The sequence below is a fragment of the Streptomyces sp. NPDC047853 genome, from assembly GCF_043204535.1.
GTDB lineage: Bacteria > Actinomycetota > Actinomycetes > Streptomycetales > Streptomycetaceae > Streptomyces.
This window is the reverse complement of the sequence record NZ_JBIDCI010000001.1, coordinates 335,311-351,447: the sequence shown is the minus strand read 5'-3', so window position 1 is coordinate 351,447 and position 16,137 is coordinate 335,311. Positions and strand designations below refer to the sequence as shown.

Here is a 16,137-nt window from a genome sequence, read left to right as displayed (position 1 = left end):
CACGTGACGTGACCAGGACCACCTACCCGGCGGCCGCCACCGCCGACAGCCGGTGCACGTCGCGCGCCGAGCCCGTCACGCCCGACAGGAAGCCGCGGGCGCGGGGCGAGGCGTGCTGGGTGAGCCAGGCGGGGTCGATGTCGCAGACGGCGACCTTGACCTCGGTGCCGGCCAGGGCCAGGGGGAGGGTGTGGACGACGGTGGACGGGAAGCTGAGGACGGTGCGGCCGATCGGGCCGCGGCGGGCGATCAGTTCGAGGGGGAGGTCGGGGCGGACGATCTCCAGGCCGGTCTCGACCGCCAGCCGGTGCAGTTTCTCCGCGTTCTCGCGACGGTGGGCGAAGTAGCGGGCCGCGCCGTGGGTCCTCGCCAGCGCGCGTACGGCGTCCACGTAGCGGTCGCCGTCCACGACGCCGGTCTCCACCAGGGACGTGCCGACCATGTCGGCGCCCTTGGTGATGCGGGGCGGACCGAAGCGCGCCCGGGTCCAGGCGAAGTCGTTCGCGCTGACCGTGACACCGTCCGGGACGTCGTCGATCGGCATGGAGGAGAAGACCGAGACCCGGCGGTCGCCCGCCGGGGTCAGCCGGTGCCGGGCGGACCGGGAGACGGGGGCGAAGAGCAGGTCGCGCGGCCCGGGGCGGCTGCCCTTGCGGTGCCAGCGCACCAGGCGCTCGCCGTGGGCCAGCTGGGTGACGAACTCCATCGTGGCCGTGCCGTCGTCGACGACGACCAGGTCGTGGGCGCGGGTGATGGTGAGCAGCAGTTGCACGTAGCGGGAGAAGGGGTCGCCCATGACGACCCGGTCCGCCTGGCGGAGGGCGGTCGTGAGGCCGCCGACCGTGCGGAAGGGGGCCGTGGCGCCGCCCCGGGCCTCCTCCCACCGGATCTCGTGGCCCTCCTTGCGGGCCAGTTCCGCCATGCGGCGCAGCTGGCCCCGGGTCATCGGATCCACGGGCGACAGGACCACGAGGGTGAGCTCCGCGCCGGGTGCGCGCGTGTGCGCCCACTCCAGCACGTTCAGCAGTTGTACCGGGCTCTCGACGAAGGCGAGGGTGCGGGGGCCGGCATTCCCGGCGCGGGGGCTCATCGGCGTACGACCGTCTCGTGGTGAGGGCGTGGTGGGGGTGTCAGACCGTGACCGGCTCGCCCGCGGCGGCGGCGATCTCCGCCTCGGCGACGACACCGGAGACGCGGCGCAGCTTCTTCATCGGGCCGAGCTCCGAGTCGTAGACCTTCTTGACGCCGTCGCCGAGGGAGGCCTCGATGGTGCGGATGTCGCGGACCAGGCGGGTCAGGCCCTGCGGCTCGACGGAGGCGGCCTGGTCGGAGCCCCACATGGCGCGGTCGAGGGTGATGTGGCGCTCGACGAAGGTGGCGCCGAGGGCGACGGCGGCCAGGGTGGTCTGCAGGCCCGTCTCGTGGCCGGAGTAGCCGATCGGGACGTTCGGGAACTCCTGCTGGAGGGTGTTGATGACGCGGAGGTTCAGCTCCTCGGCCTGCGCCGGGTAGGTGGAGGTGGCGTGGCACATGAGGATGTTGTCGCTGCCCAGGACCTCGACCGCGTGGCGGATCTGCTTCGGGGTGGACATGCCGGTGGAGAGGATGACGGTGCGGCCGGTGGCGCGCAGGGCGCGCAGCAGCTCGTCGTCGGTCAGGGAGGCGGAGGCGACCTTGTGGGCGGGGACGTCGAACTTCTCCAGGAAGGCGACGGCCTCGGTGTCCCACGGGGAGGCGAACCAGTCGATGTTCTTGGTCCTGCAGTACTCGTCGATCTGGCGGTACTCGTCCTCGCCGAACTCCACGCGGTGGCGGTAGTCGATGTACGTCATCCGGCCCCAGGGGGTGTCCCGCTCGATGTCCCACTGGTCGCGCGGGGTGCAGATCTCCGGGGTGCGCTTCTGGAACTTGACGGCGTCGCAGCCGGCCTCGGCGGCGGCGTCGATCAGCTTGAACGCGTTCTCCAGCTCACCGTTGTGGTTGATGCCGATCTCGCCGGTGATGTAGACGGGGCGGCCGGGGCCGGCCTCGCGGGTGCCGAAGGTGCGGATGCGGGAGTCGGTGCTCATGACAGGGGGTTTCCTTACTTGGACTGGGTGATCGTGGGGGATTCGAGGGAGTCGAGCGAAGGGCCGAGGAGCCAGCCGGCGATCTCCCGGATCGCGCCGTCGCCACCGGGGGCGGTGGTGACCGCGCGGGCTGCGCCGCGGACGGCGTCGTGGGCGCTCGCGACCGCCACGGGCCAGCCGACGAGGGCGAAGCACGGGAGGTCGTTGACGTCGTTGCCGACGTAGAGCACGCGTTCGGGCGCGATGCCCTGCTCCTCGCACCACTGCTGGAGCGCGAGGTCCTTGCGGTCGATGCCGTGCAGGACCGGGAGCCGGAGCTTGCGGGCACGGGCGGCGACGACCGGGTTCTCCTCCGTGGACAGGATCAGCATCGCCAGGCCGCTGCGGCGCAGGGCCCCGATGCCGAGTCCGTCGCCGCGGTGCACGGAGACGAACTCCCGTCCCTCGGAGTCGATCAGCACCCGGTCGTCGGTCTGGGTGCCGTCGAAGTCGAGGACCACCGCGTCGATGTCGGCGGCGGCGGGGAGGCGGCCGGCGGCGGGCGTGCCGGGCCGGGCCTCGTCGAAGAGGGGGGCCAGCGCGCGGGCGCGGGCCAGGTCGTGCGGGTCGTCGATCTCCAGGACGCGGGCCGGGTCGGTGCGGACCAGTTCGGTGCGTCCGAAGAAGCGGTGCTGGTGCTTGCGGAAGCCGGGTGCGGCCATGGCGTAGGCGGCGCCGGTCTCCAGCAGGTCCTGGGGGCGGTCCTGGCGGCGGGGGCGGAAGGACTTGTCGTGGTTGACGCCGTGTCCGCCCCCCTCCTCCCCGTCGCCCTCGCCGGTGCCGTCCCGCCACACGAAGCCGTGGAACGGGGCGACCGTCACCGCGGTGTCGGCGCCGTTCTCCGCGACCGCTCCGGCCACGCCGTCGATGTCCTCGCGGACGAGGAAGGGACTGGTGCACTGCACGAGCAGCACCACGTCCACGGCCGCGCCGTGCAGGGCCTCGTGGGCGTCCATCGCGTGCAGGACGGCTGCCTCCGAGGTGGCCGTGTCGCCGGCGATGGCGGCGGGCCGCAGGACGACCTCGGCGCCGGCCTGGCGGGCCGCGGCGGCGATGGTCCGGTCGTCCGTGGAGACCACGACGTCCGTCACCAGGCGGGTGGCCCGGCACTCGCGCACCGCGCGGGCCACCAGCGGGACGCCGCCGACGGGGGCGAGGTTCTTCGCGGGCACTCCCTTGGAGCCGCCGCGTGCGGGGATCACCGCGAGCACGCGGCGCATCGAAGCGCCCCGGCCCGCTTCCGGGTTGGACATGGGTTCTGCTCCTTGCGCCGGTGTCGTGGGGGTCTGCGGAACCGGAACCGCGGCGGGATCGGATGCCTGCGGGGCCGCGGAGGTCGCAGGTGTCCGCGGGGCCGCGGGGGTCCCGGGTGTCGGGCCGCTCACAGCTCCCCCATCCGCCGGATCACCGGGGCGACCCGCTGGACGCCGTGGCGGTAGGCGCCGCGGGCGGCCCGGCGTACGACCTGGCGGACCGGGCCCGGGGCCTTGTCGGCGGCCGGCGCCCCGGGCAGGGGTGTGCCGTCCGGGCCCAGGTGGTGGCGGGCGAGGATGCCGGGGAGATAGCCGGGGGCGGTGACCGTCGTGTAGTACGGGGCCAGCGGGGGGAGTCCGCCCGGGCGGCCGAGCAGCCCGGTGATGCGTTCCCGGGCCTCGTCGAAGGCGGTCTCGTAGCCGCCGTCGGCCGCGACTCCCTGCCGGGCGACCCACTCGGGGTCGGGCACCGGGCGGTGGCCCTCGTCGAGCTGCTCCCAGGAGGCGAGGCAGCCGGAGCCGACGAAGTGGTGGTTGCCGAGCGCCTCCCGCACGCCCAGGTCGGAGAGGACGACCGTGGGGATGCGACGGTGCAGGGACTCCAGGGCGGCCGTGGAGCTGATGGTGACCAGCAGGTCGGTGCGGTCGAGGACCTCGCCCATGTGCCCGTAGACCAACCGGAAGTTGGGCGGCGGGTCGGCCCGCTGCACGAGCTTCTGGTACGGCAGTTCCTCGATGTGCGTGGTGTGCTCGCCGGGCTTGGAGCGCAGCTTCAGCAGCACCTCGCGCTCGGGGTGCAGGCGGGCGTGGCGGATCAGCCGTTCGAGGAGGTACGTGCGGTCCCGGCGGTTGTCCGGCACGGAGGGCTGGGCGGCGAAGACCACCGTGTAGGGACGCTGCCCGCCCTCGCGGTCCGGTTCCCCGGTGTAGTCGGCGCCGCCCAGGAAGGGCAGGGCGACCTCGGTCACCGCGGCGGCGTCGGCCCCCACCCCCTCGTACACGGCCCGGAAACGGTCCGCGTCCTGACGGGAGTTGGCGAGCACGAGGTCCGCGCCGTGCCGCAGCAGCAGGCCGTCGGCGAGCTTCTCGTAGACGACGCCGACGTAGCCGGTGACGACCACGGGGCGGTCGGCGCGGTCCTGCCAGATGCGCCCGAGGCCGTGCAGCATCGCCTGGACGCCGCCGCCGACGAGGGCGAGGACGAGGACGTCGTAGGACTCCTCGCCCGTCGCGTCGCCCATGGCGCGCAGGAACTCGACGGCGGTCACCTCGCGGAGCGAGTCCGCGGTGACGCCGACTTCCCGCAGCTGGCGGGGGGTGGGGGTGGCTCGGCCGCGCAGGAGGTAGCCGTCGAGGCGGATGTCCGTGTCGCCGGGGGAGATACGGGTCGCGGTGAGCGCGCCCCATTTCCACCGGGTGTCGGAGTCCGCCAGAACGGCGACTCGCAGGGCCTTCGTTGCACTTGCTGGCACGCCGTAGACGCTAGGAAGCCATTTCTAGGACGGGCCCAACCGCAATCCAACAAAGGGTGAACAGCACATCGCCGAATAGGTGATCAGGCCGCCCGGCGCCCGGAAAAACGTTCGCTTCACCGCTTCGCCACGCCGCGTTCACCCCGTATCAAGGCCAGGGTAAAGCCGCATCCCGGGCCGCCGCATAACGTCATCGACGTGCCCAAGCTCTCCGTCATCGTGCCGTTCTACAACGTCCGGCAATACGCACCAGACACCCTGCGGAGTCTGCGCGCCAACGCGCGGGACGACTTCGAATTCATTCTCGTCGACGACTGCTCCACCGACGGGACCGCGGACCTCCTCGCGCGGGCCGAACGGGAGCTGCCGGGGGCGGTGCTGGTCATACACGAACGCAACGGCGGCCTGGCGACCGCCCGCAACACCGGCATCGACCGGGCGCGCGGCGAGTACCTCACCTTCCTGGACGGCGACGACTGGCTGGCGCCCGGCCACTACGACCGGCTGGTGGCGGCGGTCGAGCGGCTCGGCGTCGACTTCCTGCGCACCGACCACGTGCAGTGCACGGGACGGGTGCGCACACTGCACCGCGTACCGCACGGCCGCCGCAACGTGGCGCTGCGGCCGCGGGACGCGATCCTGCCCGCCCACCGGACCACCTCCGTCGACTACGCCTACGCGTGGGCGGGCGTCTACCACCGCCGGCTGGTCGAACGGGGCCTGCTGCACTTCACCGACGGGCTGCGCACGGCCGAGGACCGGCCGTGGATCTGGAAGCTGCACCGCGAGGCCGAGTCCTTCGCGGTGACCGGGCTGCTCGGCGTCTTCTACCGGCGCGGGGTGGCGTCCTCGCTCACCCAGATCGGCGACGTCCGCCAGCTCGACTTCATCCGCGCCTTCGACGAGGTCCTGGCGGGGGCGGCCGGGGACGAGGACGCCGGGCGGCTGGTGCCGAAGGCGGTGCGCACGTACTGCGCGATCATCTCCCACCACCTCGGTTCCATCGAGCGGTTCGAGCCCGCGGTGGCCCGGACCCTGAGAGCGAGGAGCGCGGCGGCGCTGCGGCGGATGCCGCAGGACGCGCTGGACGAGGTACTGGGCTCGATGGACGCCGAGCGGGCCACGCGGCTGCGGCGCCTGCGCCGCAGCGCGACGGCGGACCGGACGGACGGAGGGGTGGCGGCGTGACCACGCAGATCTTCCTGGTGTCGACGCTGTACGGCACGGCCACGCTCGCCGCGGCCCTGGACAGCGGCTGCTTCGCACCGGCCGACCGGCGGATCCTGCTGGTCTCCAACAACGCGGCGACGCCCGAGACGACCCCGTCCGTGGACGCGATGCCCGGCTTCGAGCGGGTGCGGGACCGCTTCGACGACGTGGTGTCGTGGAACGAGGCCGTCTCCCCCTTCCACCCGGGCGGCTGGTCACCGCGGCTGGAGGACGTGCCGATGTGGGAGCGGCACCTGCGGCTGGCCTGGGGGCTGGGTGAGGACGACGTGGCGCTGGCCGTGGAGTCGATCCAGGTGCACCCGGCGCTCGGGGTGGCGCAGATCTTCACCGACGCGCCCGTGACCGTCTACGCGGACGGCCTGATGAGCTACGGGCCCACCCGCACCAAGCTCGCCCCGCTGGTCGGCACGCGCGTGGAGCGGCTGCTCCACCTCGACCTAGTGCCGGGGCTCACGCCGCTGCTGCTCACCGAGTTCGGCGTCGAGCCCGAGGTCGTGCCGACGGCGGCGTTCACCAAGGTGCTCGCGGAACTGGCGGGTGACGGCGCGCGGCCGGCGGGCCCCGGCACGGAGCTGCCGGACACCGGCGGGACCGCGGTGCTGCTCGGCCAGTACCTGTCGGCGCTCGGCATCCTCTCCGCCGACGAGGAGGAGGACCTGCACGTGCGGATGCTGACGGGCGCGGCCGGGCTCGGGCACACGCGGGTGGTGTTCAAACCGCACCCCACGGCGCCGGCCCGCTTCACCCGGACCCTGGAGGAGGAGGCCGGGAGGCTCGGTGTCGACCTCACGGTGGTGGACACTCCGGTCCTCGCCGAGGTGCTGTTCCAGCGGACGCGTCCGGCACTGGTCGTCGGCTGCTTCTCCACGGCCCTGTTCACCGCGTCCGCGCTGTACGGCCTGCCGGTGGCCCGGGTCGGCACCGAGACGCTGCTGGACCGGCTGACGCCGTACGAGAACAGCAACCGCGTGCCCGCCACCGTCGTCGACGCGCTCCTCCCCGACCTGGCCGACCCGGTCGCCGTCACCGAGGGCCGGCGGGGCATGGACACCGAAACGCTCGCCGCGCTGGTGCGGGCCGTCGGGTTCGCGATGCAGCCGAAGGTGCTGCCGGAGCTGCGGCCGGCGGCCGAGGGGTTTCTGCGGGAGCACCTGGACGCGCGCACCTGGCGCTACTTCAAGAAGCGCCGGCTCACCTCGCTGGGCCTCCCGGGCGGCATCCCGGCCCGCCTGGGCTTCCTGCCGCGCAACTCCACAGCCCGCAGGGTGGTCCGCCGGGCCCGGGCACTGCGCCGCTCGATGGGGCGGTGACGCAGGGGCGCCGGGGGGGACCCCGCGTGAGGGCGGGCGGGGAGTCCGGTCGCCCTCATGAGGGGCAGTGTTCACCCGCCGTGTGCCGGGAAGCCACCCGCGGCCCGTCGCTCTGGGGCACATTCGGCCTCCGGTCGGAGAACGGTGGAAGGCATGACGAAGCCCTTGGCGGGACTGTTCAAGGCGCGGCAGAAGGAGGCCGTCGAGCCGGCGCTGTACGCCCGCGGCATGCGCCTGTGCGGTGAGCACCTCGCGGCGCGGGACGCGGGGTCCGCTCCCCCGCAGATCCGGCTCACCCAGGCCATCGGGGTCTTCGCGGCCTCCCTCGGCAGCCCGTCGGCCGACCCCTTCGACGCCCTCCTCCAGGTCGGCGAGCGCGCGCTGGAGGCCGGCGGGGAGCGCGAACTGGTCCTCGCGCTGGGCGTCGCCGAGACCTCGGCCATGATCCGGCAGCGCTCCAAGGGGGCGTGGCGGCTGCGCGGCCTGGCCCTGGACGGGCTGGGCCGCGGCCACGAGGCGCTGGAGTGCTACGCGCGCTACACCGCGCTGCTGAACGGCGGCGCCCCGGCGCCCGAGGTCGCCCGCAGGACGGACACCCTGCGCCGCCGGCGCGCGTGTCTCGACGCGGCCCTCGCGCTCTTCCCCGAGGCGGGCGCCCCGCTGCGCGAGCTGCTCGACCAGCCCGACACGACCACCGCGGTCGTCGCGCCCCGGTTCGCCGCGTACGTGCGGGCGCGGGTGGCCGAGCACGGCCTGGGCGACCCCTCCGTGCGGCGCCTGCTGGACCTGTACGGCGGTTACCGGCGGCTCGTCGAGCGGCCCGCGATCCCCGACCCGGCGCCGGGCGGCAGCACGCCGATCGGTGTCGGCGGGCTGCGGGCACTGGTCGCGGGGCGGACGGTGTGCCTGGTCGCGAACGCCGGTGACGTGGCCGGCAGCGCGCTCGGCGCCGAGATCGACCGCTACGACCTGGTGGTGCGCTGCGACGCGTTCCGCATCCGTGCCGGGGGCACCGGCGAGCGGACCGGGCTGCACGCCGTCTCGCTGCGGGGCGACACCCCGTGGGAGGGGCCCGCCTGGACGCAGCGGGCCGGTGTCCGGCTCGTGTTCGGCGACCCGGCCGCCGACTGGCGCCGCGCCACCCGGCAGCGGCTCGTGCCCGGGGCGCAGGAGCACGTGGGCGACGCCTCCCTGCGCCGGCCGCTGAGCGACCCGGCGCTGCTCGGCGAGGACGGCTGGGGCCCGGCGCCGACCACCGCCTTCACCGTCCTGCGGCTCCTGGACTTCCTGGACGCCAGTCCTCGCCTTGACCTGATCGGCTTCACCCTGCCCGGCCGGCTGCGGCCGAAGGAGGCCGAGTGGGTCATGGACCGCGCCACGCACGTCGACGACAGCAAGATGAGGATCGCCCTGCGATGACCCCCTCCCCCGAGTCCTCCGGTCCCGGCTCCTCCGCTCCCGGGGCCTCCGCTCCCGGGGCCTCCGCCATCGGAGCGCTCGCTCCCGGGGCCTCCGCCCCCGGCTCCCCGGTCTCCGTCGCGGACGACCGGAGCGCCGTCACCGGCCGTCGCCGGATCGCCTTCGCCGTCCACACCGACCGGGACGGCCTGCCCGGCCTGGCCACGCTGATCCGCAGCCTGGTGCTGTCCAACCCGGGCGTCTGCGAGGATCTCGTGGTCCTCCACCCCGGCCTGCCCGACTCCTCGTTCGACGCGGCCCGGCGGCTGCACCCGCGCCTCGTCACGCGCCGGGCCGAGGACCGTGGGGACGTCTTCCGGCTGGAGGGGTACGACACCGTCGTCGCCCTCACCCCGGCCATGGTCGTCCTCGGCTCCCTCGACGAGCTGCTGCGGATGCGCCACGGGGTCGGCGCCGTGCGGCAGGTGCTGTGCGCCGGGGAGGCCGGGGAGCGACGCGCCGTACTGCCGGACGGTCTCCTCGTCGTCCGGCGTGCCGACGTGGACGATGCCCTGGCGGACCGGCTCGGCGACGCCACCGGCGACGACCTCGGTCCGACGCTCACCGGGGCGCTGGTCGAGCTCGACGCCCGGTACGACTTCCTCGCCCGCCGCCTCCACGACGACACCCCGGTGCCCGGACACGTCGCCGTCCTGCGCTTCACCGGACCGGTCGGCACCGACGCACCCGGGTACGGCCCGGCCACCGAGGCGCGGCGCCGCTTCGAGCTGAGCGACGAGGAGTTCCGGGCCGCCTACTGCGCCCTGCCCGGCCGCAAGCACCCCGACCTGCTGGCGCACTGCGCGCCGCCCCTGCTCGCCGCCCGCCCCTCCCTCGACCTCGCCCGCACGGTCGCCGACGTCCACCGTCAGCAGGGCCGCTACGACGAGGCCGTCGCGGTGCTCGCCCCGGTCGTGGGCGACCGGCTGGACGCGCCGCGCTGCCACGAGACGCTCGGCGTCTGCCTGATGGCGCTGTCGCGCTACGACGAGGCCGAGGCGCACCTGCTGCTGGCGGCGGCCTCCCCCGACGTCGCTCCCCGTGCCTTCGCCCAGCTCGCCCGCCTGGCGTGGCTGTGCGGCCGGGACGCGGACGCGCACGCCTACGCCCGCGAGGGCCTGGACGCCGACCCGACGGACGGCGGCTGCCACGGCTGGTACGTACGCACCCGTCCGCGGGTGCCCGAGCCGCGACGACCGGAGGACGCCGCCGACGACGCCGCGCGGCAGCTCGCGCACGTGGCGCTGTTCGCGGAGGGCCAGGAGAACGCCGGGGACAAGGTCCTGCCCGAGGCGGTGCGCAGCTGCTTCGACACCTACACGGGCCCGCGCCGCTGGTACGGGCAGCCGGTGCACCGGCTGGTGGACGAGGAGGCGCTGGAGCAGCTGAACGCGCGGCGCGGGATCGTCGTCGGAGGCGGCGGGCTCTTCCTCCCGGACACCTCCCCCAACGGCAACAGCCACTGGCAGTGGAACGTCCCGGACGACCTGCTGGCCCGCGTGAGCGCGCCGCTCGCGGTGTTCGCGGTCGGCTACAACGTCTTCGACGGGCAGCTCTACCGCCGGAGCCGGTTCGCGGAGAGCCTGCGGGTCCTGGTCGAGCGGTCGGCGTTCTTCGGGCTGCGCAACCACGGCTCCATCGACCGGGTCCGCGAGCTGCTCCCCGCGGGGCTGCGCGACCGGGTGCGCTACCAGCCCTGTCCGACCACGGTGGCCCGGCACCTGGACCCGGAGCAGTTCGCCTCGGTGGAGCGGACCGACACCGTCCTGGTCAACTGCGCCTACGACCGCGCGGGCCTGCGGTTCGGCCACGACTACGGCCACTTCCTCACGCAGCTGGCGACCGCGCTGCGGAGCCTGCGGGACCGGGCCGACGTACGGTACGCGGCTCACATGCCCGCCGACGAGAAGTTCGTGCACGACCTGCGCCGGGAGCACGGGATCGCCCTGCCCGTGGAGCAGCTGTACGACATGTCGAACGACGCCATCCGCGGTCTGTACGGGCGCGCGCGACTGGTGATCGGGATGCGCGGGCACGCCGGGATGATCCCGTTCGGCTGCGGCACCCCGATCCTCAGCCTCGTCTCGCACCCCAAGCTCGCGTACTTCCTGTCGGACATCGGCCGCCCGGAGTGGGGGCTGTCCGTGCACGACCGGGAGCTGGGTCCCCGGCTCGCGGAGCGGGCGTCGGCGATCCTCGACCACCACGCGGCCGCCGTGGCCGACGTGCACGGCGCGCAGGAACTCCTGTGGAGGACCACCCGGTCGAACATCGGGGAACTGCGGAACACCTTCGGCCTGTCCTGAGCGCCCGGAACATCCCGTCACACCGAGAATTCACTTCCCCTGCGAACGGAGTTCGCCTCCGCGCGCCCTTTTCGACACCGCCGGCTTCGGGAGCGTAGCTAGCCTGTTCCAATCTCCGATTTTCTCTCCAACCTTCGAGCGTGAGAGGCCCGCGTGCCGAAACTGTCCGTCGTCGTCCCCATGCACAATGTGGAAGCCTTCGCCGAGAGCACTCTGAGAAGCCTGGCCAACAACGCGGACCCGGACTTCGAGTTCCTGCTCGTCGACGACTGCTCCACGGATTCCACGCCATGGGCGATCGACCGCTGGGCGGAGAAACGTCCCACCGCGCGCGTGATCCGGCACGAGAAGAACATGGGCATCGCCCAGGCCCGCAACAGCGGCATCGACGCGGCCCGGGGCGAGTACGTCACGTTCCTCGACGGCGACGACTGGTACGGACCGGGCTACCTCGCCGAACTGGTGTCCTTCGCCGACGAGCTGGGCTGCGACTTCGCCCGCACCGACCACGTCCAGGCCACCGGCACCGAGCGGGTGATCCGGCGGCCCCCGGCCGCCCTGCGCAACACCGTGATGGACCCGCGCGAGGGCATAGCGCCGCCCCACATGGAGACGATGGTCGACTATCCCTTCGTCTGGGCGGGGATCTACCGCCGGCACCTCTTCGACGACGGCGGGATGCGTTTCGCGACCGAACTGCGCACCGCCGAGGACCGGTTGTGGATCTGGCGGCTGCACCTGAAGGCGGCCTCGTACGCCTCGGTCGGCCTGCACGGGGTGTTCTACCGGCGGGGCGTGGCGACCTCGCTCACCCAGATCAAGGACTCCCGCCAGCTGGACTTCATCCCGGCCTACGACATGCTCCTTCAGGACCTGCTGCGGGACCCGGAGGCCGAACGTTTCCTCCCCAAGGCGGTACGGACGTACTGCGCCATGATCGCCTTCCACCTCGGCAAGGTGGACGAGTACGAGGCGTCGGCGGCGCGGCGGCTGCGGCACGAGGCGCGGGAGGCGCTGCACCGCATGCCCCAGCACGTGCTGGAGGAGACCCTCAGGACCATCGACAGCACTCGGAGCAGGTTGCTCAGCCGCCTGCGCGACGGCCGGAAGGCTGCCTGACCCATGCCCCACAAGACCCAGATCTTCCAGGTGTCGACCCTGTACGGGGCGGCCACCCTCGCCGCGGCGCTCGACGCGGGCCTGTTCGGGCCGCGCGGCGAAGCCCGGCGTGTCCTGCTGGTGTCCAACAACGCCGCGATACCCGAGACCGCGCTGCGGCTCGACGAGATGCACGGCTACGAGCGGATATCCCGTCGCTTCGACTCGGTGATCAGCTGGAACGAGGCGATCCGCCCGCACCACCCGAGCGCCTGGGGCCCGCGCGGCAACGACGTGTCGCTGTGGCAGAAGGCGTTCCGGCTGGCCTGGGGCATCGGCGAGCGGGAGCCGGTCGAGCTGGCCGTCGAGTCGATCCAGGTCAACCCGGCCCGCGCGCTGGCGGCGATCTTCTCCGAGGCCGCCCTGCACGTGTACGCCGACGGCCTGATGAGCTACGGCCCGACCCGCGAGAAGCTGCCGCTGACCCTCGCGCGCCGCATCCGGCGGCTGCTCCACCTCGACCTGATCCCGGGTCTGACGCCGCTGCTGCTCTCCGAGTTCGGTGTGGCGCCCGAGGTAGTCCCGGACGCGGCGTTCCGCGCGGTGCTCGACGAGATCTCCCGGGACGCGGCCGACGACCCCCGGCTGGCGCCCGTGGTGGCCCAGCGCCCGACGGCGGTGCTGCTCGGGCAGTACCTCGCGGCCATCAACATCCTCAGTGCGCAGGAGGAGGAGGACCTCCACGTCCGCATGCTCACCGGAGCCGCGCGCGCCGGACACCGGTCCGTGGTCTTCAAGCCGCACCCGACGGCTCCCGCGGGCTACACGACGGCGCTGAGCAAGGCGGCGGCGGACGCGGGCGTCCGGCTCACCGTGCTGGACGCTCCCCTGCTGGCCGAGACGCTGTACCACCACTGCGCCCCCGAACTGGTCGTCGGCTGCTTCTCCACGGCGATGGTGACCGCCTCGGCCTACTACGACGTCCCCATCGCCCGGGTGGGGACCGCGCTGGTGACGGAGCGGCTCAAGCCGTACCCCAACAGCAACCGCGTGCCGCTGGCCGTCGTCGACCACCTGGTGCCCGACCTCGAGACCGGTCGGGCCCCGGCGCGGGTGGAGGCGGCCCCCGCGTCGCTGTCGCCGCTGGTGCGGGCGATCGGGTTCTGCATGCAGCCCAAGACGTACGCCGAGCTGCGCGAGCCGACGGAGGCCTGGCTGCGGGCCAACCTGGCGGGCGTCCCCGGCTACTACTTCCCGGAGCTGCGCCTCACCGAGCTGGGCCTGCCCGGCAGCCGCCCGCAGCTGCGCGCGAAGCTCCAGGTGCGGCGAGCCCGGCGCGTGGTGCGCAGGGCGGTGCGGCGCGGCGCCGGGAGGAAGTGACCCGGGCGCGGGCCGCGGCCGACGGCAACGGAGCCCCCCTTCCGCCGCACGGCGGAAGGGGGGCTCCGGCGTTTCCCTCCGGGCTCAACCCAGCCAGCGGCCCAGCCGCAGCCGCGTCCACAGCAGGGCGGCGGCGAAGGACAGCACCACCGTGGCCACCGTCAGCCCCGCGAGCGCGCCGACGGCACCCGGCCAGCCGGCGTCCGCCGACACCACGCGCGGGGCGAGAGCCTCCAGGAACAGCAGGTGGACCAGGTAGGCGCCGAAGGAGACCCCGGCCAGCCGGCCCAGCAGCGGGCGCAGCCGCTCCGGCACCCTGATCCGGTTGAGGGCCATCAGCAGGGTCCCCGCGAGCAGGGCCACGACGACGGAGCCGTACGGGCCGGGGAAGTGCACCCGGTGCTCGTACACGGCCACCGCACCCCAGGCGCACAGCCCGCCGGCCAGCCACAGCAGGCGCCTGCCCCGTCCGGCGACCGCGGCACCCGGCAGGGACAGCAGTAGGGCGCCGGCGACCGCGTACACGATCTGGTAGACGCCGAACTGCCAGGCGAAGGGCGGGCGTTCGACGTCGAGGAGGCGTGCCAGGTCGCCGAGGAGGGTCGGGGCGAGCGCCAGCCCGAGCAGGACGGCGCCCGCGCCCCAGGGCCGCTTTCCGGCCCGGATCAGCAGGACGACCGAGAGCAGCAGGACGACCGGGACGTAGGCGTACAGGTACCAGAGGTGGAAGGCGGGGCGTACCGAGGCGAACAGCGCGTCCCGGGCGAGGTCCCGCGTGGGCTCGGATTCGGCGTCCCGAACCCAGTCCCACAGCAGGTAGCCGGCGGTCCACACGGCCATCGGCACGACGATGCGGGTCAGCCGCCTGCGGACCTGTCCGCCGTCCCGGGGCGGGGCCCCGCTCAGCACGACCCAGCCGGCGATCGCGAAGAACAGCGGCACGGCGCACCGGCTCAGGGCGTCCCCGACGAGCGCGGTCCAGTACACGGGGCCGCCTCCCGAGGGGGTGCGGTCCACGGACTTCATGAGTTCACCCGCGGCGTGGCAGACGATGACCCCGACCGAGGCGAGGACCCGGACGAGGTCGATGTCGTGGCGGTGCTCGCCCCGGGGGCGCGGGGCCGCCGGGGCCCCTTCGGGTGCGGGGCCGCGCTGGGGCTCGGCGGCGGTCATGGGCTCGGCGGCGATGGGTGTTCACTCCCGGACAGGACGCGCGGGCCCGCCGTTTCCGGCCGGGCCCGGGAGGGGTGGGGTGCCGGCGCCGCGCGCACTCCCGGTGGCGGCGCCGCGCGGCGCACATCGGTGCAGGCTACGAGGGCGCGGCGAGCACCGGGAACCTGTCCGGGATGAACATCGGCCACGCGCGCGTGACCTTCCGGTGAACGCCGGGTGCCGCCACCGCCGCGTCATCCGGCGTTCCGCAAGAGTTCCCCCGGTGGCCCGTTCGGACGGCTCGGTTTCCGTCCCGGGCCCTCCCTAGTCTGGCCCCGTCCACCCCACAGGCGTTCCAGGTACCCACACGTTCACCTCCGTGACGGATCGAGGTCGTTGCCCATGAACAGCCGTTCCCTGCTCCGCAGTCCGGTCTCCCGGCGTCTGCTGCGTCCCGTGGCCGACCTCATCGACCAGCGCGTCCAGCGTCAGGTCCGCTCGGCGGTGCGGGAGGGGGTGCGGGAGGCGGTGCGGGAGGCGGTGCGCGAGTCCACCACCCACCGGCTCACCTCGGAGCTGCTCCTCGGCTCCCATGGACGCGGCCTGTCCCGTGTGGTGGCCGAGGGCCCGCTCAAGCGCCTGCACGCCGAGGTCGCGGCCCTGTCCGGCGACCGCGACGCGGCGGAGCGCAACGTCGCCACCGCCTACCGGCTGCTGGTGGCGCTGGAGTCGCTGGGCGTGGGCCGGGTCGCGGGCGGCACCATGAACATCTGCGGCAAGCTCGGCACGATCCCGCTGCTCGGCCCGCCGAACGACGAGATCCTGGAGATAGGCACGCTGTACGGCATGTTCTCCACCGGCCTGATCCGGATGCTGGAGCGCGACGGCCGCAGCCCGAGCCTGACCATCGTCGACCCCTTCGCCGGCGTGCAGCTCCAGCCGGGCACCAACCCGCGCCCGGACCCGACGGGCACCCCGGTCGACGAGCACGCGGTGCGCACCAACCTCGCCCTGGCCGGCCCGGCGGGCGCGGCGGCCCGCATCCGGCAGGGCTTCTCGGAGGACCCGGAGACCCGGGAGGCGGTCTCCGACCGGGCGTACGGCGTCATCGTCGTCGACGGCGACCACTCGGCCAAGGGCGTCCGCCGGGACCTCCAGTGGGCCGAGGAGATCGCCGCGCCGGGCGCGATCGTCGTCCTCGACGACTACGGCGACCCCAACTGGCCTGGCATCAAGGAGGCCCTGGACGAGCACCTGAAGGACGCCACGCGCCTCACCTACCTGGGCAAGGCGGCCCACTCGGCGTACCTGCGGGCGGCCTGAGCCGGCGCGTCGGGGACGCGCCCCGACGCGGACACGCGCGATCCGCC

At 74.0% G+C, this 16,137-nt stretch carries 12 protein-coding genes; 7 read left to right on the top strand and 5 right to left on the bottom strand.

The features are described 5' to 3' along the window. Positions 1–22: 22 nt before the first annotated feature. From ACGF5T_RS01705 to ACGF5T_RS01690, 4 genes are all read right to left on the bottom strand, one after another. Entirely contained in the window at positions 23–1,090 is a 1,068-nt protein-coding gene (locus ACGF5T_RS01705) for a hypothetical protein (protein ID WP_366768657.1), read from the bottom strand. A 40-nt stretch (positions 1,091–1,130) separates the two neighbouring features. Next, complete coding sequence (locus ACGF5T_RS01700; RefSeq protein ID WP_356602031.1) at positions 1,131–2,069, bottom strand: N-acetylneuraminate synthase family protein; 939 nt, start codon at positions 2,067–2,069, stop codon at positions 1,131–1,133. A 14-nt stretch (positions 2,070–2,083) separates the two neighbouring features. Next, positions 2,084–3,361, bottom strand: a complete 1,278-nt coding sequence (locus ACGF5T_RS01695; protein ID WP_366768658.1) for an N-acylneuraminate cytidylyltransferase — start codon at positions 3,359–3,361, stop codon at positions 2,084–2,086. A 128-nt stretch (positions 3,362–3,489) separates the two neighbouring features. Beyond that, positions 3,490–4,833, bottom strand: coding sequence for a DUF6716 putative glycosyltransferase (locus tag ACGF5T_RS01690; protein ID WP_356602027.1), 1,344 nt, complete (start codon positions 4,831–4,833; stop codon positions 3,490–3,492). A gap of 198 nt (positions 4,834–5,031) precedes the next feature. Here ACGF5T_RS01690 and ACGF5T_RS01685 point away from each other — a divergent pair, with 198 nt between their 5' ends. The 6 genes from ACGF5T_RS01685 to ACGF5T_RS01660 all read left to right on the top strand — a co-directional run bounded on the left by ACGF5T_RS01685 (position 5,032) and on the right by ACGF5T_RS01660 (position 13,615). Next, positions 5,032–6,021 (top strand): glycosyltransferase family 2 protein, encoded by a 990-nt coding sequence (locus ACGF5T_RS01685; RefSeq protein WP_366768659.1) that lies wholly within the window; start codon positions 5,032–5,034, stop codon positions 6,019–6,021. After that, positions 6,018–7,373 (top strand): polysialyltransferase family glycosyltransferase, encoded by a 1,356-nt coding sequence (locus ACGF5T_RS01680; protein ID WP_366768660.1) that lies wholly within the window; start codon positions 6,018–6,020, stop codon positions 7,371–7,373. Before ACGF5T_RS01685 ends, ACGF5T_RS01680 begins: the two co-directional genes overlap by 4 nt. Positions 7,374–7,526: 153 nt before the next feature. Continuing rightward, positions 7,527–8,792 carry a hypothetical protein gene (locus ACGF5T_RS01675; protein ID WP_361012547.1) on the top strand — a complete coding sequence of 422 codons (1,266 nt, stop codon included), beginning with the start codon at positions 7,527–7,529 and terminating at the stop codon, positions 8,790–8,792. Next, positions 8,789–11,137 (top strand): polysaccharide pyruvyl transferase family protein, encoded by a 2,349-nt coding sequence (locus ACGF5T_RS01670; protein ID WP_366768661.1) that lies wholly within the window; start codon positions 8,789–8,791, stop codon positions 11,135–11,137. The genes ACGF5T_RS01675 and ACGF5T_RS01670 overlap by 4 nt, the downstream gene beginning before the upstream one ends. 153 nt (positions 11,138–11,290) lie before the next feature. After that, on the top strand, positions 11,291–12,256 hold the full coding sequence (locus ACGF5T_RS01665; RefSeq protein WP_356602017.1) for a glycosyltransferase family 2 protein: 966 nt from the start codon (positions 11,291–11,293) through the stop codon (positions 12,254–12,256). A gap of 3 nt (positions 12,257–12,259) precedes the next feature. Then, positions 12,260–13,615 (top strand): polysialyltransferase family glycosyltransferase, encoded by a 1,356-nt coding sequence (locus ACGF5T_RS01660; RefSeq protein WP_356602015.1) that lies wholly within the window; start codon positions 12,260–12,262, stop codon positions 13,613–13,615. A gap of 84 nt (positions 13,616–13,699) precedes the next feature. Here ACGF5T_RS01660 and ACGF5T_RS01655 read toward each other — a convergent pair whose 3' ends face one another. Next, a complete protein-coding gene (locus ACGF5T_RS01655) occupies positions 13,700–14,788 on the bottom strand; it encodes an acyltransferase (RefSeq protein ID WP_366768662.1) in 1,089 nt (362 codons plus the stop codon). Between the two features lie 381 nt (positions 14,789–15,169). Here ACGF5T_RS01655 and ACGF5T_RS01650 point away from each other — a divergent pair, with 381 nt between their 5' ends. Then, complete coding sequence (locus ACGF5T_RS01650) at positions 15,170–16,090, top strand: class I SAM-dependent methyltransferase (protein ID WP_361012558.1); 921 nt, start codon at positions 15,170–15,172, stop codon at positions 16,088–16,090. Positions 16,091–16,137 lie beyond the last annotated feature (47 nt).